Source organism: Streptomyces sp. NPDC047085, assembly GCF_040643735.1.
Lineage (GTDB): Bacteria > Actinomycetota > Actinomycetes > Streptomycetales > Streptomycetaceae > Streptomyces.
In genome coordinates, this window is sequence record NZ_JBEYUW010000011.1 from 92,669 (window position 1) to 114,098 (window position 21,430).

Consider the following 21,430-nt stretch of genomic DNA (forward strand, 5'->3'; position numbering starts at 1 on the left):
CTTCCGGCGGCCTCAGCCGCGGGGCACGCGGTGCGGGCCGTGCAGCGTCTCCTCCAGGGCGGTGGCCAGCTCCTCGACCGTGGGCCGCGCGGACGGATCGGCCAGGAGACAGCCGTCCACGGCGTCGGCGAGCGCGGTCGGCAGACGCCGCCGGGACCGGATCGACGGGGCGGACTCCTCCGCTTGCGGATACCAGTCGTCCGGGCCGCCGCCGCCCTCGTCCGCCTCGGCCCCCGTGCCGGGCTCGTCCACGCTCCCGCCGCAGGCGAACGGCACATCGCCGCAGGCGACCTCGTACAGGGTGATGCCGATGCCCCACACGTCGGCGGCGGCCGTGAGCCGGCCGCCACGGGCCTGCTCGGGAGCCAGATAGCAGCAGGTGCCCAGGCCCGCGGGCGCGAGCCCGGGCGGCCGCGCCACGCTCAGGTCCAGCACCTTCGCATGACCCCGGTCCACCACCACGTTGGACGGCTTGAGGTCCAGGTGCAGCAGGCCCCGGCCGTGCAGGTAGTGGACCGCCGAACACAGCTGGATCCCGAGGAGCGCCACGTCGGCCGCGGCCGGCCGGTGCCGCAACCGGTGCACGAGATGGGACAGCGTCTCACCGGACAGCGTCTCCAGGACGACCAGCGGCTCGGGCGAGTCGAAGACGTCGTAGGCGCGGACCAGATGGGGGTGGGTGAACTCCCGCAGCCACCGGCCCTCCCGCAGCAGCCGCTCGCCCAGCCGCTCCTCGCCCCGGCGATCCGGGCGCACCGTCTTGATCACACAGCGGCAGTCCCGTTCCCCGCTCCAGGCGTCGTACACGTCGAGCCAGCCGGTCCGCGTCAGATGGGCGAGGAGTTCGTAGCCTCGGACGGGTCGTGTGCCCGGTGGCAGGGGAGGGGCCTCAGTGATGGTGGGGGCCGTCATGACAGCACCTTCCCCGGGGCCGTGGTCCCGCTCGTGCCATTGAGCCGGTGGAGCCCAGCGTACGTCCCTCCGCGCGCGAGCAGCTCGTCGTGGGGGCCCTGCTCCACAACCCGGCCGTGGTCGAGGACCACGATGCGGGTGGCGTCGCGGACGGTCAGCAGGTTGTGCGAGATCACGACGGTCGTCCGGCCGGCCATCAGGCGGCGCAGCGGCTCCATGATCCGCCGGCCCGAGCCGACGTCGAGGCCCGTGGTCGGCTCGTCCAGCAGCAGCACGGGCGCGTCCCGCACCATCGCGCGGGCGATCGCCAGCCGCTGGCACTGCCCGCCCGACAGCGTCCGGCCGCGCTGGCCGACCATCGTGTCGTAGCCCTCCGGGAGCCGCTCGATGAACTCGTGCGCGTCCGCCGCGCGCGCCGCGGCGACGATCTCCGCCTGCGTCGCCTCCGGTCGGCCGTAGGCGATGTTGTCCCGCACGGTGCCGTGGAAGACGAGCGTCTCCTGCAGCACGACCGCGACACTCTCGCGCACGTCGCCGAGCCTGAGGTCCCGCAGATCGGTCCCGTCGAGCAGGATCACCCCCCGGCCGGGGTCGTAGAAGCGCAGCTGCAGCTTGGCCACGGTCGACTTGCCGGCCCCGCTGGCCCCGACCAGCGCCAGCGTCTCGCCCGGCGCCGCGTGGAACGACACGTCCGACAGCGCCCAGGAGGATGTGCCCGGATAGCTGAACCAGACGCCGTCGAACCGCACGTCGCCGCGCGCCCGGCCGATCCGCAGGGCACGCGGGGCCTCGGCGACCTCCGGCCGCTGGTCCAGCAGCTCGATGATCCGCTCGGCCGAGGCGGAGGCCGAGTAGAAGGTGGTGCCGAGGTGGGACAGGTCGCGGACCGGGCCGTAGAGATTGCCGATCAGCGCCAGGAACACCAGGAGCCCGCCCAGCGTGAGCTGCCCCTGCGTCAGCTTCCAGGTGCCCAGGCCCATGACCGCGAGGCCGCCGGCCACCTCGATGAGCTCGACGACGGGTCCGTACACCGCCCGGATCCGCGCCGACGCCATCGCCGCCCGGAAGCGGCTCACGTTCTCCTTGTCGAACCGGTGCTGCTCCCACCCCTGCCGGTTGTACGCCTGCACCAGGGCCACGTTGCCCAGCGACTCCTCGGCGATCGCGCTGATCGCGCCGCTGAGCCGCCTGCGTTCCCGCGAGGCCTTCTTGATCAGCCGTGAGAAGTGCCGGGCGGCCCCCCAGAACAGCGGCACGATGAAGAGCGCGAGCAGGGTCAGGTCCCAGCTCAGGTAGAAGAGCAGGCCCAGGAAGACGCCCAGCCGGATCACGTAGTAGAGGGCGTCGGCCACGCCGGACAGCAGGAAGGTCTCGACGGAGTCGACGTCGCCGGTTACCCGGGACAGGACGTCGCCCAGCCGTCGGCGTTCGAAGAAGCCGAGCGAGAGCCCCTGGACGTGCCGGAACACGTCGGAGCGCAGAGCGAGCAGGAAGCGTTCGCCGACCCAGGTGGACATCACGTCGTCGGCGAAACCCACCAGCCCGGAGCCGACGATGAGCCCCAGATAGGCCGGTGCGATCCACAGGAACGGACTGAGGTTCCGGGGGACGAGCACGTCGTCCACGACGATCTTGAAGATCCAGATCTCGACGGCGTCGATGACGGGGCCGATCACGCTGAACAGCACGACGGGCACGAGCCAGCGCCGGCCGCCGCGCGTGTAGGGCCAGAACCGCCGGAACACCTCACGCGGTGACACCGCGGGAGCGGCCGCGACCACCCCGTCGGAGACCTCGCCCACCGACAGCAGACGCCGCAACACGTGCGCCATGGGATGCGTACCTCATGCGAAGACGCCGAGCGGACCGGGTCCTCCGGTCGCCGGTCCGCTCGGCCTTGGGGGTGTGTGGTCAGTAGCCGCCGTGGCCGCCGTGGCCGCCATGACCGCCGTGGCCGTGGCCGCCGTGACCGTGACCATGACCGTGACCGTGACCGTGGTTGTGACCGTGGCCGTGGTCGCCGTGGTCGCCGTGGTCGCCGTGGTCGCCGTGGTCACCGTGGCCGTGACGCGACGTGTCGTCGTCCCCGCGCCAGCCCTTGGCCGGCAGGAGACTGCTGAAGATAGCCATATCCCTTCCTTCCGAAATGGGCTCTACAAGAGCTACGTCCGAAAGTGGGGCTTGGATGGCGTTCCGGGGAAAAAGTTCAAAATTCTAGCGAGAGGGTGCGGTGAGGCCCCTGGCACAGGGGGTGCGAGCCGCGGCGGTCAGCCCAGTCGCGCCGCCAGCCCCCCGGTGCACCGCACCTCGTCCCCGGCCGTGATCAGCAGTGCCTCCACGTCCGGCAGGGACTCCAGCCAGGCCAGCCCCGCCCTGGACCCCATCGCGAACGCGGCCGTGGCCCAGCAGTCCACCCAGGTCAGCCGGGGCCCCACCACGGTCACGGCCACCAGGTCCGTCACCGCCGACCGGCCCGTACGGGGATCCACGATGTGCGCCCCGCGCTCCGCCGTACCGGAGGTGGCCACCGACAGTTCGTCCGCCCCGGCCGCCGAGATCACCGCCGCCAGCCCACCGGGGCGCAGCGGATCCGACACCCCGACCCGCCACGGCCGCTGCGGCTCCGGCGCGCCCAGCAGCTGGACGTCACCGCCGCCGTTCACGCTCACCCCGCACACCCCGTCCACCGCCGCCAGCGGCCGCGCCGCCCGCTCGGCGGACCAGCCCTTGACGATCCCGGTGGGGTCCAGGGAACCCCGGTACCGCGCGCTGAACCACCCCTCGCTCACCCGCTCCGCCTCGGCCGCAAGCTCCAGCACCTCGGCGACCTCGGGAGCGCACCGGTCCACGGTCAGCTCGCCCCGGACCAGCCGCGACACCTCGCTGTCCTCGCGGTAGGTGGAGAAGAGCGCGTCGACGCGGTGCAGGCCCGCGACCGCCTCCGCGAGCGCCTCCCGCACCGCACGGGGTTCCCCGCCGCGGACGTCGAAGGAGAAGACAGTCCCCATGACCTCCTCCGCATGACGCACCGCGGCGGGAGCTTCAGCCGGCTCGGCCACCGCGTCAGCCACCGGCCTGGTCCAGCGCCGACTGCAGCGACTGCTTGTAGCCGGTGCTGGTGTAGGTGGCCCCGGAGACGGCGTCGATGTCCGCGGTTCCGGCCGCCACGGCCTCCTGGTTGAGCCGGGGCACGGCGAGCGCGGTCTTCTGGCTGCTGAGCCCGCCCTCGGGCGCCTGCATCGCCGACGCCGCGGTGATCCGGCCGCCGCTGACCGTGATGCGGACCTGGACCGGGCCGTACTGCGTCCGGACGACCTTGCCGGTGACGGTACGGGTCTGTCCCGCGGCGGAGCCGGAACCGGACCCGGTGGAAGAGCCGGAGGACGACCCCGCGGTGCCGGTCGAGCCGGTCGAGCCGGACGGGCTGGACGACTTGGACGCGGACGCCTTCATCTTGTCCAGCGCGGACTGCAGCGACTTCCGGTACCCCGTGCTCGTGTACGTCGCCCCGGACACCGCGTCGATCCGCGCACTCTGCGCCGCCACGGCCTCCTGGTTGAGCTTGGGCACGGCGAGCGCGGTCTTCTGGTCGCTGGTGCCGCCCTTGGGCGCCTGCACCGCCTCGGCCTTGGTGATCTTCCCGTCGGCGACGGTCAGCCGCACCTGCACGACCCCGTACTGGGTCGGGGTCGCGTCCCCGGTCACCGTGCCGGAGCCGCCGGCGACCCCCGCCGCGCCCTGCTGACCGCCCTGAGGCGCCCCCTGGCCCGCCGCCGTCTGCTGCGGGGCCGCGCCCGCCGCCGACGCCGCCGCCGGATCCGTCGCGGGCTTGAGCGACAGCAGCAGCACGACACCGGACACGGTGGCGGCGGTGGCCAGCACCACGCGCCGAATGGGGTGGCTCTTCGTCATCTCTCCGTAGCTCCGCTCACATCTCGAACGACTCGTGATGGATGCGGCGGGCGGGAACCCCCGCGCCGCGCAGCGCCTCGAACACCGACTGCGCGAACCCGGGCGGGCCGCACATGAACACGTCGTGCCGGTCGATGTCCGGGATCTTCCGCTGGAGGTTCTCCGCGGAGATGTCCGGGCGCTCGCCCTCCGGGCTGTTGACCGCGTACATCAGCCGGGCCCCCCGCTCCTCGGCGATGGCCGCCAGCTCGTCCCACAGCGCCAGGTCCTGGGTGGTGTTGGCCCGGTACAGCAGGGTGATGTCACCGGCCGCCCCGGGCAGCGTCTCGAACAGCGCCCGCATCGGCGTGATGCCCACCCCGCCCGCGACCAGCAGCACCTTGCCTCGGCTGCGGCGCTGCGCGGTCAGCGCGCCGTACGGGCCCTCCGCCCATACCTTGGTGCCCGGCGTCAGCTCGCGCAGCCGGGCGCTGTGGTCGCCGATCGCCTTCACCGTGATCCGCAGCATGTCGGGCCGGGGCGCCGCCGACAGCGAGTACGGGTGCGAGCTGAACCGCATCCCGGGCGCGAGGAACCGCCAGCGGAAGAACTGGCCCGCCTCCGCGCCCATCCGGTGCAGCTTCTGCCCGCCGATCAGCACCGACACGATGCCCGGCGTCTCCTCGATGACCGCCTCCACTCGCATCCGGTGACGGAGGTTCAGCCGGATCGGGGTGAGGATCCGGTACCAGATCACCAGCGCGGTCACCGAGCCGTACAGCACGTACCAGAAGGTCTTGGCGGAGGGCTCCACCGCGAAGTCGTTGCCGGTGGTGATCTGGTGCCAGAACGTCAGGAACACCGCCGCATACGTCAGCAGGTGGACGTGGTACCAGGTGTCGTACGGCAGCCGGCGGCGGATCCCGCCGACCGAGGTCAGACCGATGAGCACGAACAGGCCCGTGCCGATGGCGGCCTTGCCCATGTCGGGCAGCTGGTTGATGGAGTCAATGGTCTGCTGCACGATGTCGCCGAGCGACTTGCCCGCCTGGAGCGCGTACCCCCACATGGTGAGGAAGACGTGCGCGACGACCAGGCAGAGCGTGTACCGGCCGCTCATCGCGTGCCAGCGGGCCACCCGGTCGGAGCCGACGCGCCGCTCCAGCGCCGGGACGCGCGCCATCTGGAGGACGACCAGCGCCATCAGGTAGCCGGCGAGCAGGCCGGTGATACGGCCCGCGTTCAGGATCCTGCCGTTGTCGTCGGCGATGGACGGGGTGTTGTGCCACCAGAGCCACAGCACGGCCGCCGCGCCCGCCCAGACCGCGAGGAGCAGCGGGACGGCCGGGGAACGGCGCGGGCGGATGCGGCGCATCGTCTGGCGGCGGGCGGCACGACCGCCTGCGAGCGTGGTGGTCACGGTTCCTCCGTGGGGACTTGACCTACGCCCACAGATACGCGCCGCATGCGCTGAGTGTTCAGAGCCCCGCCGCGTCCAGCGCGGACTGGAGCGACTGCCGGTAGCCGTCACTGGTGTACGTGGCGCCCGACACCGTGTCGATCTCGGCGCTCTGCGCGGTCAGCGCCTCACGACGCAGCTGGGGGAGGGCGTAGCTGTTGATCTCCTGGTCGCGCGGGTTGTCCTGCGGGTACTGCACCGCCGTCACGTCCGTGAGCGTCCCGCCCTTGACCGTCACCCGCACCTGGACCGGGCCCCAGCGGGTCTGGACGGTGTCCCCGGTGGCGGTGGTGGTCCCCGAGGTGGTGCCGGTGGTCCCCGAGGTGGTGCCGGGCGCCGAACTGCTCGACGCGGCGGGCGGCTTGGCGTCGGCCGTCACCAGTGTGGGGCTGGTGTGCGGCTTCAGCGCCAGCAGCAGCACCATCCCCGAGACGGTGGCCGCACTCGCCAGCACGACACGGCGGAAGGGACGGTTCTTGTTCAACGCGTGCACAGGGGCCTCACAGCTCGAACGACTCGTGGTGGATACGGCGGTCCGGCACCCCGGCCGCCCGCAGCGCGCCGTACACGTCCTGGGCGAAGCCGTGCGGGCCGCAGACGTACACGTCGTGGTCCGCCAGCCCGGGGAAGGTCGCCCGCATCGACTCGGCCGTGATGTCCGGCCGTTCTCCCCGGGGCCCGTTGAGCGCGTACAGCACCCGTGCGCCGCGCCACCGGGCGATCGCCTCCAGTTCGCCGCCCAGCGCCAGGTCCTCGACGGTGTGCGCCCGGTAGAGGAGGGTGACCTCGCCGGGCAGCGTCTCGAACAGCGCCCGCAGCGGGGTGATCCCGACACCGGCCGCGATCAGCAGGGTGCGGTGACCGGCGGCGCGGTCGGTGGTCAGGGAGCCGTACGGGCCCTCCGCCCACACCCTGGTGCCCGGCCGGAGCAGCGGGACGGCCGCGCTGTGGTCGCCGAGCGCCTTGACGGTGATGCGCAGCAGGTCCGGACGCGGGGGCGCGGACAGGGAGTACGGCGTCGACGTCCAGCCCATGCCCTCGCCCAGGAACCGCCAGCGGAAGAACTGCCCCGGCCGCGCCCCCAGTTCGTCCAGGTGCCGTCCGCGCACGACGACCGAGTACACACCCGGTGCCTCGTGGTGAACCGAGTCCACACGCAGCCGGTGGCGCCGGTTGAGCCGGACCGGGGCGAGGATCCGGTACCACAGCACCAGGCCCGCCACCCCGAGATACAGCGCGTACCAGGCGGCGGTGGCCGCCGGGCTGCCGGTGAACTGCTCGCCGAGCGCCAGCTGGTGCCCGAAGGCGAGGAAGACGGCGGCGTAGGTGAGCAGATGGACGTAGTACCAGAACTCGTAGCGGGTACGGCGGCGCACGGCCCGAGCCGAGGTGACGCCGACCGCGAGCAGGATCAGCGTGCCGGCGGTGGCCTTGAGCATGTCCGGGTAGTCCAGGACGACGGTGACCGTCTCGTGCCACAACGAGGCGCGGTCCTGCGCGGCGTACCCGGCGAGGATCAGCACGGCGTGCGCGAGCAGCAGACACACGGTGTACCGGCCGGCCATCGCGTGCCAGCGCGCCACCCGGTCCGAGCCGATCCGCGCCTCCAGCAGCGGCACCCGCGCCATCAGGCCGACCAGCACCGCGCAGGCGTACCCGCACAGCAGCCCGGCGATCCGCCCGGCGCCGGTCAGCCAGCCCGCCGTACCGACCACGGATCCCGTGTCCGCCCACCAGAGCGCGACCACGGCCGCCGCTCCCGCCCACAGCACGGCCAGCACCGGCCCCGCGGGGGAGCGCCGTGCGGTCCCGGGCCGGGGCGGGGCGACCCGCCCCGCGTCCACCGTGGTCATCAGTCGTCCCTCGTTCCCGCGTCGCCGACCAGGAGGCCACTGTGCGTGCCGAAGCTTTGAGGGAGCTCTGAGTCGCCGCCGCACCAGCCGACTCAGAGGAAACTCACAGGTGCCCGGCCCGCCCGCCACTCTCCACAGGGGCGATGCTGGTAGGCGCGATGAACACCACCCGCTCCGGTCACCCCGCTCTCACCCGCCCCGACGGCGCCCCGCTGCGCGTCCTCGTCGTCGACGACGACCCCGACCTCGCCGAGGTGCTCACCGGCGCCCTGCGCTACGAGGGCTGGGAGGTGCGCGCCGCGGGCGACGGCGCCTCGGCCCTCGCCACGGCACGGGAGCTGCTGCCCGACGCCGTCGTCCTCGACGTGATGCTCCCGGACACCGACGGCTTCGCCGTGCTGCGCCGCCTGCACGAGGTGAAGCCCGACGTGTGCGTGCTCTTCCTCACCGCGCGGGACGCCGTCGAGGACCGCGTCGCCGGCCTCACGGCGGGCGGCGACGACTACGTCACCAAGCCCTTCAGCCTGGAGGAGGTAGTGGCCCGGCTGCGCGGACTGCTGCGCCGCGCCGGCATGGCCCGCCGGGCCGAGGAGGGGCCCCGGCTGATCGTGGGCGACCTGGTCATGGACGAGGACGCCCGCGAGGTGACCCGGGCCGGCGAGCTGATCGAACTCTCGCCGACCGAGTTCGAACTGCTCCGCTTCCTCATGCGCAACCCGCGCCGGGTGCTCAGCAAGACCCAGATCCTCGACCGGGTGTGGTCCTACGACTTCGGCGGCCGGGCCCACGTGGTCGAGCTGTACATCTCCTACCTGCGCAAGAAGGTGGACGCGGGCCGCGAGCCCATGATCCACACCGTGCGTGGGGCGGGCTACGTACTCAAGCCGGTGGCCCGGTGAACCCGCCGCGCCCGAATCCGCTGGGCCGGGTGCCCCGCCCCCGCACGCCGCGTCGGCTGCCCCGCCCCCGTACTCTGCGGGCCCGCCTCACCGTCGGCCTAGTGGTCCTGCTCGCGGTGAGCTGCGCGGCCGTCGGCGTGGCCGCGGTCGTGGAACTGAACGGCTTCCTCACCCAGCGCCTGGACGAACAACTTGCCCAGGTCGGCACCCGCTTCCCGGAGAGCCTGGAGCACGACCGACACCTGCCGGACGACCTCCCCCAGTCTCGAAAGGACTCGACCGGGGGGACCCCCATCGGCGACGAACAGGGCGACACCCGCCGGATGGCCACCGGCACCTTCGGCGCCCGCCTGCTGAACGGGACCGTCACCCACAAGGGCCTCATCCGGGGCGGCGACCCCTCCGCCGACCTCGCCGTCGACCTCACGGCACGGGACGCCGCACGGCTGGCCGCGATACCGGCCGACGGCAGACCCCACACCGTCGAACTGTCCGCACTGGACGACTACCGGGTCGTGGCGACCCCCGGCCGGGACGGCGACGTCCTGATCGTCGGCCTGCCGCTGGAGCCGGTCCAGGACACGGTCCACCGGCTGGAACTGGTCGCCGGGATCGTCTTCGGCCTGGCGCTGGTCGTGACCGGCGTGGCGGGCGCCTTCTGGGTCCGCTGGTCCCTCAGGCCGCTCAGCCGGGTCGCCGCCACCGCCACCCGGGTCGGCGAACTCCCGCTGGCCAGCGGCGAGGTGGCGCTGCCGGCCCGCGCCCCGCACACCGACCCGCACAGCGAGGTCGGCCGGATGGCCGTGGCCTTCAACCGCATGCTCGGCCATGTCGAGGACGCACTGACCAAGCGCCACGCCAGTGAGGAGCGGCTGCGCCGCTTCGCCGCCGACGCCAGCCACGAACTGCGCACCCCGGTCGCCTCGGTCCGCGGCCACGCCGAACTCGCCCTGCTGCATCCGAGCCCGGTACCGCCGGAGGTGACCCGTGCCCTGCACCGCATCAAGGCCGAGTCCGCCCGCATGGGCGAGATGGTCGACGACCTGCTCCTCCTCGCCCGCCTCGACGCGGGCCGCCCACTGGAACGCCGCCCCGTCGACCTCACCCGCCTGGTCCTGGACACGGTCACCGACGCCCGGGCCGCCGGCCCCGACCACCGCTGGACCCTGGACCTGCCCGAGGAACCGGTCACGGTCACGGGCGACGCCCACCGCCTCCACCAGGCGTTGGCCAACCTGTTGACCAACGCGCGTTTGCACACACCTGTCGGCACAAAGGTGACGGTGACCCTGGAGACCGAGACCGAGACCGAGACCGAGACCGAGACCGAGACCGAGACCAAGACCGTCCGCCTCTCGGTCCACGACGACGGCCCCGGCGTCCCCGACGACATCCGGCCGCACGTCTTCGAACGCTTCACCCGAGCGGAACACCGCCGCCGACCGGATGCCTCCGGCGGCGGCGCGGGCCTGGGCTTGTCGATCGTGGCGGCCGTGGTGGAGGCACACGACGGAACTGTCTCCTTGGAGAGCGCCCCGGGCTCCACGACCTTCACCGTCCGCCTGCCCCGAATCCCTGAGTGACCCGGGGGCGGCCGGCTCATCCGTCCCCGGGTCACGACTCCCGACCGGGCTCACCGACACGACCGTACGAGCCGACACCAGAGTCCGCCGCTCACCGTCCCCGCGCGGTCGGCCCACGCGGCCTCGCGCAGGAACCGCGCCGCCACGAGGAACGCCACCTCGACGGCGGACAGCGGCAGGGTCCCCCGGCATCACCTCGGGCAGCCGCTTGCCGACCAGGCGCACCGCAAACGCCTCGTCGGACCAGGGGTCGGTCCTCCGGACGCGTCCGCCCCCACAGCGGCGTCTCGCGCGCGGCCCACAGCTGGACTGACGTTCGGAGGCGGAGTCCGGGCGCTCAGTACCGCGTGATCGCCGTGGTGCCGTCCGCCGTCCCGATCGCCATGTGCGGTTTCCGGTCCGGGGCGGCCCACCGCAGGATCTGCTGCATCGCGTCCTCGGGCACCGAGACGCAACCTGCCGTCGCCCCCTGCCCGTTCACATGGAGGAAGATCCCGGCGCCCCGTCCCCGCACCGGCCGGTCGTAGTTGAACCCGATGACGAGCCCGTACACGTACTGGGTCGTATAGCTGATCAGGTGCTCGGACTGGGAGGAGCGGCAGTCGGAGGGGAGCGGCTCCACCCAACGGTTGTACATCGTGGAGTCGTTGTCCTGGCACCACCAGGAATTATCCTTCACCGCACGGTAGGTGACGCGGGTTCCGCTCGGCGCCGCCTTGATGCCGAAGCCGAACGGAAGGTCGTACAGCCCGGTCGGTGTCGTGTTCGTGCCCTGCTTTCGCGTGGCCCCCTCCACCAGCCCCTTCGCCCCGAACCGGGCCGGGGCGGTGCCCGCCTGGACCCACTGTCCGTCCCGCAGGTCCCACCAGGTGACGGTGCCGGACGTGGCGGACGTGGACGATGCCTGAGCGGTGATCAGCTGGGTGCCGCCGCCGGTGTCCGCCATCCGCGCGGGCAGCGGATCCGGACAGGCGTCGGGCGCGAGACCCAGCGTGCAGAGGGACGCGGACACGAGGGCGACGACGAGACTGGGGCGCATGGCTCAGACGCTAGAGGGCGGAAGCGGGAGCGGCAGCCCGGGTAGGCCATCCAGGCTCGCCCCGATGTGCTCCTTCTTCTGGAAGTACGCGTCCAGCGATGCGTCGTCCTCGCGCGCGAAGCGCTTCCCGTGCAGGTCGCGGTCCTCCTCGTACGCCATGTAGGGGACGGCGTACCCGCAGGTGTCACGGATCAGCTCGGCGTGGACGACGATGACCGCGCGCAGGCCGTGGAGGCTCGGGTCGATGTCCGGGAAGCGGGCAACCAGTTCCGGGAAGCGCGGGTCGTCGCGGAAGACGGGCTCGCCCCGGCCGTGCACCCGCACGATGTTCGGCGGGCCCTGGAAGGCGCACCACATCAGGGTGATCCGCCCGTTCTCCCGCAGGTGCGCGATCGTCTCCGCGTTGGAGCCGGCGAAGTCGAGGTAGGCCACGGTGAACTCGTCGAGCACCGTGAACGAGCCCTTGAGGCCCTTGGGGGAGAGGTTGACCGTGCCGTCGCCGGCGAGGGGCGCGGTGGCCGTGAAGAAGAGGGGTTGCTCCTCGATGAACGTCCGGAGCCTGCCGTCTATGCGTTCATGGATCTTTCCCATGTCTCACGATTGTCGACGGAGTTCCTTCGGCTGTCTAACGATTTCGCGCATCCGTCTCAAGAGTGTCGATTGACGAACCATGCAGAGTTCTGCATACTCATGCATGTCAGCGAATGCACTGTGAGGAGAAACCCGTGACCGAGCGCGTCGTACTCGCCTACTCAGGCGGTCTGGACACCTCCGTCGCCATCGGCTGGATCGCCGAGGAGACGGGCGCCGAGGTCATCGCCGTTGCGGTCGACGTCGGCCAGGGCGGCGAGGACCTGGACGTCATCCGCAAGCGCGCCCTCGCGTGCGGCGCCGTCGAGGCCGAGGTCGCGGACGCCAAGGACGAGTTCGCCGACGAGTACTGCCTCCCGGCGATCAAGGCCAACGCCCTCTACATGGACCGCTACCCGCTGGTCTCCGCGCTCTCCCGGCCGACGATCGTCAAGCACCTCGTCGCCGCCGCCAAGAAGCACGGCGCCACCACCGTCGCCCACGGCTGCACCGGCAAGGGCAACGACCAGGTCCGCTTCGAGGCCGGCATCGTCGCCCTCGCCCCCGACCTCAAGTGCATCGCCCCGGTCCGCGACTACGCCATGACCCGGGACAAGGCGATCGCCTTCTGCGAGGAGAAGCAGCTCCCGATCGCCACCACCAAGAAGTCCCCGTACTCCATCGACCAGAACGTCTTCGGACGCGCCGTCGAGACGGGCTTCCTGGAGGACATCTGGAACGCCCCGATCGAGGACATCTACGAGTACACCTCCAACCCGGCGGAGCCCCGCGAGGCCGACGAGGTGATCATCACCTTCAAGCACGGCGTCCCGGTCGCCATCGACGGCAAGGCCGTCACCGTCCTGCAGGCGATCCAGCAGCTCAACGAGCGCGCCGGCGCCCAGGGCATCGGCCGGATCGACATGGTCGAGGACCGCCTCGTCGGCATCAAGTCCCGCGAGGTGTACGAGGCTCCCGGCGCGATCGCCCTGATCACCGCCCACCAGGAGCTGGAGAATGTCACCGTCGAGCGCGAGCTCGCCCGCTACAAGCGGCAGGTCGAGCAGCGCTGGGGCGAGCTGGTCTACGACGGCCAGTGGTTCTCCCCGCTCAAGCGTGCCCTGGACGGCTTCATCGACGAGGCCAACCAGCACGTCAACGGCGACATCCGGATGACCCTGCACGGCGGCCGCGCCGTCGTCACCGGCCGGCGCTCGGAGTCGTCCCTGTACGACTTCAACCTCGCCACCTACGACACCGGCGACACCTTCGACCAGGCCGCGGCCAAGGGCTTCATCGACATCTACAGCCTGTCGTCGAAGATCGCCGCCAAGCGCGACCTGGCGTAAGCGGCCCAGGGGGCCTACGCCCGACGGGTCACCTCGCACGCATCGGCCTGACAGCCGCCTCCTCGCCTGCCAGGGTGAGGAGGCGGTGGCACATCACAAGCTTTCAAGAGCTTCGAGGAGCAACGCAGTGAGCAGCAACAGCGGTGACGTACGGCTCTGGGGCGGCCGTTTCGCCGACGGTCCCGCCGAGGCCCTGGCGAAGCTGTCCGCGTCCGTCCACTTCGACTGGCGGCTCGCCCCCTACGACATCGCCGGCTCGCGTGCCCACGCGCGCGTGCTGCACACGGCGGGGCTGCTCACCGAGGACGAGCTGACGCGCATGATCGCCGGGCTCGACCAGCTGGAGGCCGATGTGGCCTCCGGCGCCTTCGTGGGCACCATCGCCGACGAGGACGTCCACACGGCCCTGGAGCGCGGCCTGCTGGAGCGGCTCGGCGCCGACCTCGGCGGCAAGCTGCGCGCGGGCCGCTCCCGCAACGACCAGGTCGCCACCCTCTTCCGCATGTACCTGCGCGACCACGCCCGTACGATCGGCGGCCTGATCGCCGACCTTCAGGACGCCCTCATCGGCCTCGCCGAGGCTCACCCGGACGTGGCCATGCCCGGCCGCACTCACCTCCAGCACGCCCAGCCGGTGCTCTTCGCCCACCACGTCCTCGCCCACGTGCAGTCCCTGTCCCGGGACGCCGAGCGCCTCCGCCAGTGGGACGAGCGCACGGCGGTCTCCCCGTACGGCTCCGGCGCCCTCGCGGGCTCCTCCCTCGGCCTGGACCCGGAGGCGGTCGCCGCGGACCTCGGCTTCGAGCACGGCAGCGTCGGCAACTCCATCGACGGCACGGCCTCCCGCGACTTCGTCGCCGAGTTCGCCTTCATCACCGCGATGATCGGGGTCAACCTCTCCCGGATCGCCGAGGAGATCATCATCTGGAACACGAAGGAGTTCTCCTTCGTCACCCTGCACGACGCGTTCTCGACGGGCTCGTCGATCATGCCGCAGAAGAAGAACCCGGACATCGCCGAGCTGGCCCGCGGCAAGTCGGGCAGGCTGATCGGCAACCTCACCGGCCTCTTGGCCACGCTCAAGGCCCTGCCCCTCGCCTACAACCGCGACCTCCAGGAGGACAAGGAGCCGGTCTTCGACTCCTGCGACCAGCTGGAGGTGCTGCTCCCCGCCTTCACCGGCATGATCGCCACGCTCACGGTCAACCGCGAGCGCATGGAGGAACTGGCCCCGGCCGGCTTCTCCCTCGCCACGGACATCGCCGAGTGGCTGGTCAAGCAGGGCGTGCCGTTCCGGGTGGCGCACGAGGTCGCCGGTGAGTGCGTGAAGGTCGCCGAGTCCGAGGGCAAGGAGCTGGACGACCTCACGGACGAGCAGTTCGCGAAGATCTCCGCCCACCTCACTCCCGAGGTCCGCTCCGTCCTCAACGTCCCCGGCGCGCTCGCCTCCCGCAACGGGCGCGGTGGTACGGCCCCCAGCGCGGTCGCCGTCCAGCTGACCGAGGTCAAAGCGAACGTGGCAGCCCAACACACATGGGCAACCGCCAAGCAGTAACCCAGCCACGCACACGAACCGGTGGGCTGAGACTCCGACCCCAGGCATCCCGGCCCACCCGACATCCGAGCACAAGGCCGTACAACCCCCACCAGCCAACCCGCCCGGCAATCGACCACGAGGCCCCGCAGCACCCGCCGTCCGGCCTGGCTGCGGCTGAGAGCGAGGCCGCACAGGCCCCGCCCTCCGGCGTTTGGGTGCGAGGCGGTGCAGATCCCGCTACCGGGCGGGCCTGGCTGGTGTTCGGGGGCGAGGCTGTGCAGGCCGCTCCACCTGTCCTGCCCGGCGTCCGAGGGCGAGGCCGCACAGGCCCCGCCTCCCCGGCCTGCCCGGCGTTTGGGAACGAGGCGGTGCAGATCCCGCTACCGGGTGGGCCTGGCTGGTGTTCGGGGGCGAGGCTGTGCAGGCCGCTCCACCTGTCCTGCCCGGCGTCCGAGGGTGAGATCGTGCAGCCCCCGCCACCCAGCCCGTCCGGCGCTTGAGGACGAGGCCGTTCAGGCCGACGGGGGTCCAGGGGGCGGAGCCCCTGGTGGGGTTGAAGGGGCGGAGCCCCTGGGGGATGGGAAGGGTAGGGGCGGCGGGGGCGAAAGACTCCCGCGCCCCAACGACCGGCGCACCCGGCCGAACACGTACACGTGAACCGTTCACCTCCCGGGTTACGTTGGTCCAGAGCCGTACCGGAGCCGACCGAACGGAGCCCGCGATGCCCTTCGCCCGACTGGCCTCAGCAACGACCCCCACCTGCCACATCGGACTCGGTCTCGCCGCCGTCGGCCGCCCCGGCTACATCAACCTCGACCGGGACCGCGACCTCGGAGAGAACCGCAGCACCGACGCCCTCCGCACCCGCACCCACGAACTCCTCGACGCCGCCTACGCCCAAGGCGTGCGCTACTTCGACGTCGCCCGCTCCTACGGCCGCTCCGAGGAGTTCCTCGCCGCCTGGCTGAGCGCCCGCCCGGACATCGACGACGTGGTCGTCGGCAGCAAGTGGGGCTACACCTACACCGCCGCCTGGTCCACCGACGCGGAGCAGCACGAGGTCAAGGACCACAGCCTCGCCGCGTACGAACGCCAGCGCGCCGAGACGGACGAACTGCTCGGCGACCGGCTCGACCTCTACCAGATCCACTCGGTGACCCCGGACAGCCCCGCCCTCACCGACAAGGAACTCCACGTCAGGCTCGCCGAGGCAGCGGCCCAAGGCCTCACCGTCGGCTTCTCGACCAGCGGCCCCGCCCAGGCCGACGCCATCCGCGCCGCACTCCGGGTGACCGTCGACGGTGAGCCTCTCTTCCGTACCGTCCAGTCGACGTACAACGCGCTGGAGACCTCGGCCGGCCCCGCGCTCGCCGAGGCGCACGACGCCGGCCTCACCGTGATCGTCAAGGAGGCCATGGCGAACGGACGGCTGGCCGAACCGCACGCTCCGGACGTGCTGAAGGCCGTGGCCGCCGAAACGGAACTCGGCTGCGACGCCGTGGCTCTCGCCCTGGTCCTGTGCCAGCCCTGGGCCGGTGTCGTCCTCTCCGGCGCGGCGACCGTCACCCAGCTCGTCTCCAACCTCCACGCGCCCGCCGTGGACCTGAGCGACGACCAGCTCAGCCGCCTCGCCACGCTGGTGGAGGACCCGATCGCCTACTGGGAGCGACGCGGACAGCTGCCCTGGCACTGACAGACACCCGCAGACATCTCAGACACCTCAGACCCTCGGACAGACACCGCAGACACCCCGCTGACCAGCATCTATGAAGCACGCATGCCTAATGTGAGACAAAGATGTCTCACATGGGCTACTCTTGTCTCATGGCCCTGGATCGAGACCAAGTGCTGCGCAGCGCAGCCGCCCTGCTGACCCGCAAGTCCACGGCGACCATGGACGAGGTCGCCAAGGCCGCCGGGATCAGCCGGGCCACGCTGCACCGCCACTTCGCCGGGCGCGACGCGCTCGTACGGGCGCTGGAGGCGCTCGGCATCGCGGAGTGCGAGGCGGCACTGGACGCGGCCCGACTCGACGACGGCCCGGCGAGCGACGCCGTACAGCGCCTGGTCCGCGAGATCGAACCCTCGGCCGCCCTGCTCGCCTTCCTCTACACGGAGAACCAGCTGTTCGAGGGCGAGGCGCAGAACGAGGGCTGGGCCCGCCTGGACGAGCGCCTCACGGCCCTGTTCCGGCGCGGCCAGGAGAGCGGCGAGTTCCGCATCGACCTCACCCCGGCCTGGCTCACCGAGGCGCTCTACGGCCTGCTCGGCTCCGGCGCCTGGGCGGTGGCGGAAGGCAGAGTCGCCGCCAAGGACTTCACCTACATGATCGTCGAGCTGCTGCTCGGCGGCGCCCGACGTACCGACGCACCACGACGTACCGACGCACCACGACGTACCGACGCACCCCGAAGAGAGGAATCATGACCAGCACCCTGCAGCCGGCCGAGGCGGCGGAGGCGGAGAAGCGCGCGGGCCGCTGGCTCGCGCTCTCCGTCCTCGTCCTGGCCGTGCTGCTGGTGGCCGTCGACGCCACCGTCCTCGGCCTGGCGACCCCCTACATCAGCGAAGACCTGAACCCCTCCGGCACCCAGCTCCTGTGGATCGGCGACGTCTACTCCTTCGTCATCGCCGGTCTGCTGGTCTCCATGGGCAGCCTCGGCGACCGCATCGGCCGCAAGCGGATCCTGCTCGGCGGCGCCACGGCGTTCGGCGCGGTATCCGTCCTGAACGCCTACGCGACGACACCCGAACTCATGATCCTGGCACGGGCGTTGCTCGGCGTCGCGGGCGCGACCCTGATGCCCGCCACCCTCGCCCTGATCCGGAACATCTTCCACGACCCGCGCGAGCGCAGCCTCGCCGTCGGCATCTGGGGTGCCACCGCCTCCGCCGGCACCGCCGTCGGCCCCATCGTGGGCGGCTTCCTCCTCGAACACTTCTGGTGGGGCTCGGTCTTCCTGATCAACCTGCCGGTGATGGCGGTCCTCGTCCTCGTCGGCGTCCGCACCCTGCCCGAGTCCCGCAACCCGAACCCCGGCCCGTGGGACCTGATCAGCGTCGCGCTGTCGCTGGTCGGCATGATCGCCCTGGTCTACGCGGTCAAGGAGGCGGCGACCCACGGTCTCACCCCGGCCACGCTCGCCGCGGGCCTGCTGGGCGCGGCCGCGCTGTACGGCTTCGTCCACCGCCAGCTCACCATGCCGACCCCGCTGCTGGACATGCGCCTGTTCCGGCGCCGCGGCTTCAGCGGGGCCGTGCTCGCCGACCTGCTGACCGTGCTCGGCATGTCCGGCCTGGTCTTCTTCCTGTCCCAGTACCTGCAACTCGTCCAGGGCAGGCGCCCGTTCGAAGCCGGCCTGGCGGAACTGCCCGCCGCGGTCGGCGCGGTGGCGGCCGGCCTGGTCGCGGGCCGCGCGGCGCGCCGCTACTCGGTGCGCGTGGTGGTCTCGGGCGGTCTGGGCGCGGTCGGTGTCGCGCTCGCCGTCCTCACGACCCTGAGCGAGTCGACGGGCTACCCGCTCCTCGGCGCCGCACTCCTGGTCGTCGGCATCGGCGCCGGCTTCTCCTTCACGGTGACGGCCGACGTCATCCTCTCCAGCGTCCCCAGGGACCAGGCAGGCGCCGCATCGGCCGTCTCCGAGACGGCCTACGAACTGGGCGCGGCCCTCGGCATCGCCCTGCTCGGCTCGATCGTCACCGGCGTCTACCGCGGCTTCACCGGCCCGGCCGGCACCCCGGTAGCGGCCCACGAGTCGCTGGGTGCGGCGGTGGAGGCATCGCGGAGCATGCCCCCGCACACGGCCGAGACCCTGCTGGAAGCGGCCCGCACGTCCTTCGTCCACGGCCTGCAACTGGCCTCGGGCGCGGGAGCGGCGGTCCTGCTGGCAACGGCACTGGCTGCATGGTTCCTTTTGAAGAACCAGAAACTGGAAGGCGCCGGGTGATCTGACTTACCCAGGGGCGTGGGGCTGTATCGATATGCGGCTCCGCCGCGTGGGCGCGACCAGCCCCCACACACCCGCGCCCGAAAAACCGGCCGGACCGCCGGCAGCGCTACGCGGCCTTCGCCTTGGTCGCGTACATGTCCACGTACTCCTGACCCGACAGCCGCATGACCTCGGCCATCACGGAGTCGGTCACGGCCCGCAGCACGTACCGGTCGCGGTCCATCCCCTCGTACCGCGAGAACTCCATCGCCTCGCCGAAGCGAACGGTCACGCGGCCGGGCCGGGGCATCCCCGCCCCGCCCGGCTGCAGCTTGTCCGTGCCGATCATCGCGAAGGGAACGACGGGCGCGCCCGTCATCAGGGTGAGGCGGGCGATGCCGGTGCGGCCGCGGTACAGCCGCCCGTCGGGAGACCGCGTGCCCTCGGGGTAGATGCCGAAGATCTTGCCCTCCTCCAGCACCCGCCGCCCGGTCATCAGCGCGGCGACCCCGCCGCGACCGCCGTCGCGGTCCACCGGGATCATGCCGACGCCGGTGAAGAACCAGGCCATGAGCCGGCCCTTGAGGCTCTTGCCGGTGACGTACTCGTCCTTGCCGATGAAGAAGACCTGACGGTCGCAGACCAGCGGCAGGATCATCGAGTCGATGAAGGTCAGGTGATTTCCGGCCAGAATGACCGGGCCGTCCCCGGGGATGTGCTCCGCGCCCTCCACCTGTGGGCGGAACATCAGGCGCATGATCGGTCCGAGCACTGCCTTGATGAGCGCGAAGCGGGACAACGGGTCCTCCGATGTCGAGGGGGGCGATATGAGTCTGTGCAGGTGAGGAGATTACTCGCGGCTCGGGGGCATGCGCACATCGGGTGCGCCCGGTTCACCGAGGTCTTACTCATTGTTGACGTGGGTTTACCTGGGGTGGCGTGCCGGAATCGGCGGTTGACGCCCCGGCCGCGATGTGACGGACATCGCGCGCCGCCCCCACCGCCCGCCGGCGCGTCTCTCCCCACCGGCCACACCCGCCCTGCCGACGGTCCGTCACCCCCCGCCGCTCAGCCGACATACGGCGTCACCTATGTGTTCCGTCCGAGGTCTCTCGTCCGTCATGTGGACACCCCTACGATCGGCCCGCACTCGAGAGCGGACGGCAGGAGGCGCTCATGGACAGCGACCAGGCGAACCAGCAGACACAGGGAACCGCACGGCGGGCGCTCCTCGGCGCCGCGGTGCTCGGCGCGGGCGGGGCGGTCCTCGGACTCCCCGGTGTCGCCCGGGCGGCCGACACCCGGACGGCCGCACCCGGCGGGCGCGGACTGAAGAGCCTGCCCGTGCCGACGATCATCGGCCACCGGGGCGCCAGCGGCTACCGCCCCGAGCACACCTTCGGCTCGTACAACCTGGCGCTCGACCTCGGCGCCGACATCGTGGAGGCCGGCGACCTCGTGCCCACCAAGGACGGGCACCTCGTCTGCCGGCACGAGCCGGAGATAGGCGGCACCACGGACGTCGCCTCCCACCCCGAGTTCGCCGACCGCAGGACCACCAAGGTCCTCGACGGCGTCTCCACCACCGGCTGGTTCACCGAGGACTTCACCCTCGCCGAGCTGAAGACGCTCCGCGCCGTCGAGCGCATACCGGCCAACCGTCCGCACAACACCCTCTACAACGGGCGCTGGGAGATCCCCACCTTCGAAGAGGTCCTGCAGTGGCAGGACGAGCAGACCCGCAAGCGCGGCCGGCAGGTCTGGATCTACCCCGAGACCAAGCACCCCACCTACTTCCGCAAGCTGGGCCTCGGCCTGGAGGAGCGGGTGGCGAAGCTGCTGCGCAAGTACGGCAAGGACAACCGCAACTCGCCGGTCATCCTGCAGTCCTTCGAGCCGAGCAGCATCCAGAAGCTGAACCAGCTGGTCGACAACCCGCTCGTCGTCCTGCTCTCCTCGGCCGGCAGCCGCCCCTACGACTTCGTCGAGGCGGGCGACCCGCGCACCGTCGCCGACCTGATCACGCCCAAGGGCCTCCGGGAGATCGCCGGCTACGCGCAGGGCATCGGCCCCACGCTGGACCTGATCATCCCGAAGAACGCCGACGGGACGCTGGCCCAGCCGACCACGCTCGTCCGTGACGCGCACAAGGTGGGTCTGATCCTGCACCCGTACACCATGCGCAACGAGAACCCCTTCCTCCCCGCCGAGTACCGCAAGGGCGGCGCGGCGGACGCCTACGGTGACGTCTTCAGTGCCTTCAAGACGTACTTCGCGACCGGCATCGACGGTGTCTTCACCGACAACGCCGACACCGGTCTGCTGGCCCGCGCCGACTTCCTGGCCGGCTGAACCCACCGCGTTCGTCAACATCGCGCCCGTATGACCCCCCTTTCGGGGGACTCCGTG

Annotated in this window: 19 protein-coding genes; 8 read left to right on the forward strand and 11 right to left on the reverse strand. The window is 71.7% G+C overall.

Going from position 1 to position 21,430, the window contains the following annotated elements:
• Positions 1-12: 12 nt before the first annotated feature.
• The 8 genes from ABZ865_RS30960 to ABZ865_RS30995 form a co-directional block, all read right to left on the reverse strand.
• Positions 13-912, reverse strand: a complete 900-nt coding sequence (locus tag ABZ865_RS30960; protein ID WP_361237535.1) for a serine/threonine-protein kinase — start codon at positions 910-912, stop codon at positions 13-15.
• Positions 909-2,744, reverse strand: a complete 1,836-nt coding sequence (locus tag ABZ865_RS30965; RefSeq protein ID WP_361237537.1) for an ABC transporter ATP-binding protein — start codon at positions 2,742-2,744, stop codon at positions 909-911. The genes ABZ865_RS30960 and ABZ865_RS30965 overlap by 4 nt, the downstream gene beginning before the upstream one ends.
• Before the next feature lie 79 nt (positions 2,745-2,823).
• Entirely contained in the window at positions 2,824-3,042 is a 219-nt protein-coding gene (locus ABZ865_RS30970) for a hypothetical protein (protein WP_361237540.1), read from the reverse strand.
• Positions 3,043-3,179: 137 nt separating this feature from the next.
• Positions 3,180-3,971, reverse strand: coding sequence for an FAD:protein FMN transferase (locus tag ABZ865_RS30975; RefSeq protein ID WP_361238071.1), 792 nt, complete (start codon positions 3,969-3,971; stop codon positions 3,180-3,182).
• 4 nt (positions 3,972-3,975) lie between these two features.
• Entirely contained in the window at positions 3,976-4,824 is an 849-nt protein-coding gene (locus ABZ865_RS30980; protein ID WP_361237543.1) for an FMN-binding protein, read from the reverse strand.
• A gap of 16 nt (positions 4,825-4,840) precedes the next feature.
• On the reverse strand, positions 4,841-6,223 hold the full coding sequence (locus tag ABZ865_RS30985) for a ferredoxin reductase family protein (RefSeq protein WP_361237545.1): 1,383 nt from the start codon (positions 6,221-6,223) through the stop codon (positions 4,841-4,843).
• A 58-nt stretch (positions 6,224-6,281) separates the two neighbouring features.
• Positions 6,282-6,755 carry an FMN-binding protein gene (locus tag ABZ865_RS30990; protein ID WP_361237548.1) on the reverse strand — a complete coding sequence of 158 codons (474 nt, stop codon included), beginning with the start codon at positions 6,753-6,755 and terminating at the stop codon, positions 6,282-6,284.
• A 7-nt stretch (positions 6,756-6,762) separates the two neighbouring features.
• On the reverse strand, positions 6,763-8,115 hold the full coding sequence (locus ABZ865_RS30995) for a ferredoxin reductase family protein (RefSeq protein ID WP_361237551.1): 1,353 nt from the start codon (positions 8,113-8,115) through the stop codon (positions 6,763-6,765).
• Positions 8,116-8,273: 158 nt separating this feature from the next.
• Between ABZ865_RS30995 and ABZ865_RS31000 the strand changes: the two genes are divergently transcribed.
• Both ABZ865_RS31000 and ABZ865_RS31005 read left to right on the forward strand, forming a co-directional pair.
• Positions 8,274-9,014, forward strand: coding sequence for a response regulator transcription factor (locus ABZ865_RS31000; protein WP_361237553.1), 741 nt, complete (start codon positions 8,274-8,276; stop codon positions 9,012-9,014).
• A gap of 20 nt (positions 9,015-9,034) precedes the next feature.
• Positions 9,035-10,597, forward strand: coding sequence for a HAMP domain-containing sensor histidine kinase (locus tag ABZ865_RS31005; protein WP_361238074.1), 1,563 nt, complete (start codon positions 9,035-9,037; stop codon positions 10,595-10,597).
• Between the two features lie 337 nt (positions 10,598-10,934).
• On the opposite strand, the gene ABZ865_RS31010 is transcribed toward ABZ865_RS31005, so the two are convergent.
• Both ABZ865_RS31010 and ABZ865_RS31015 read right to left on the reverse strand, forming a co-directional pair.
• Positions 10,935-11,636, reverse strand: a complete 702-nt coding sequence (locus tag ABZ865_RS31010; RefSeq protein WP_361237556.1) for a L,D-transpeptidase family protein — start codon at positions 11,634-11,636, stop codon at positions 10,935-10,937.
• Positions 11,637-11,639: 3 nt separating this feature from the next.
• The gene (locus ABZ865_RS31015; RefSeq protein ID WP_361237559.1) at positions 11,640-12,227 is read right to left on the reverse strand and encodes a pyridoxamine 5'-phosphate oxidase family protein; all 588 of its coding nucleotides are present in this window, start codon (positions 12,225-12,227) and stop codon (positions 11,640-11,642) included.
• Positions 12,228-12,361: 134 nt separating this feature from the next.
• On the opposite strand from ABZ865_RS31015, the gene ABZ865_RS31020 reads away from it, so the two are divergent.
• The 5 genes from ABZ865_RS31020 to ABZ865_RS31040 all read left to right on the forward strand — a co-directional run bounded on the left by ABZ865_RS31020 (position 12,362) and on the right by ABZ865_RS31040 (position 19,039).
• A complete protein-coding gene (locus tag ABZ865_RS31020; protein WP_361237562.1) occupies positions 12,362-13,555 on the forward strand; it encodes an argininosuccinate synthase in 1,194 nt (397 codons plus the stop codon).
• 127 nt (positions 13,556-13,682) lie between these two features.
• The gene (argH, locus tag ABZ865_RS31025; protein WP_361237565.1) at positions 13,683-15,110 is read left to right on the forward strand and encodes an argininosuccinate lyase; all 1,428 of its coding nucleotides are present in this window, start codon (positions 13,683-13,685) and stop codon (positions 15,108-15,110) included.
• A gap of 703 nt (positions 15,111-15,813) precedes the next feature.
• A complete protein-coding gene (locus ABZ865_RS31030; protein WP_361237568.1) occupies positions 15,814-16,785 on the forward strand; it encodes an aldo/keto reductase in 972 nt (323 codons plus the stop codon).
• A gap of 131 nt (positions 16,786-16,916) precedes the next feature.
• Positions 16,917-17,519 (forward strand): helix-turn-helix domain-containing protein, encoded by a 603-nt coding sequence (locus ABZ865_RS31035; RefSeq protein ID WP_361237571.1) that lies wholly within the window; start codon positions 16,917-16,919, stop codon positions 17,517-17,519.
• Complete coding sequence (locus ABZ865_RS31040) at positions 17,516-19,039, forward strand: MFS transporter (RefSeq protein ID WP_361237573.1); 1,524 nt, start codon at positions 17,516-17,518, stop codon at positions 19,037-19,039. Before ABZ865_RS31035 ends, ABZ865_RS31040 begins: the two co-directional genes overlap by 4 nt.
• A 109-nt stretch (positions 19,040-19,148) precedes the next feature.
• Here ABZ865_RS31040 and ABZ865_RS31045 read toward each other — a convergent pair whose 3' ends face one another.
• Positions 19,149-19,820, reverse strand: coding sequence for a lysophospholipid acyltransferase family protein (locus ABZ865_RS31045; RefSeq protein ID WP_208901880.1), 672 nt, complete (start codon positions 19,818-19,820; stop codon positions 19,149-19,151).
• A 377-nt stretch (positions 19,821-20,197) separates the two neighbouring features.
• On the opposite strand from ABZ865_RS31045, the gene ABZ865_RS31050 reads away from it, so the two are divergent.
• Positions 20,198-21,373: a glycerophosphodiester phosphodiesterase gene (locus ABZ865_RS31050; protein ID WP_361237577.1), complete on the forward strand. Its 1,176-nt coding sequence runs from the start codon at positions 20,198-20,200 to the stop codon at positions 21,371-21,373.
• The last annotated feature ends 57 nt before the right edge of the window (positions 21,374-21,430 follow it).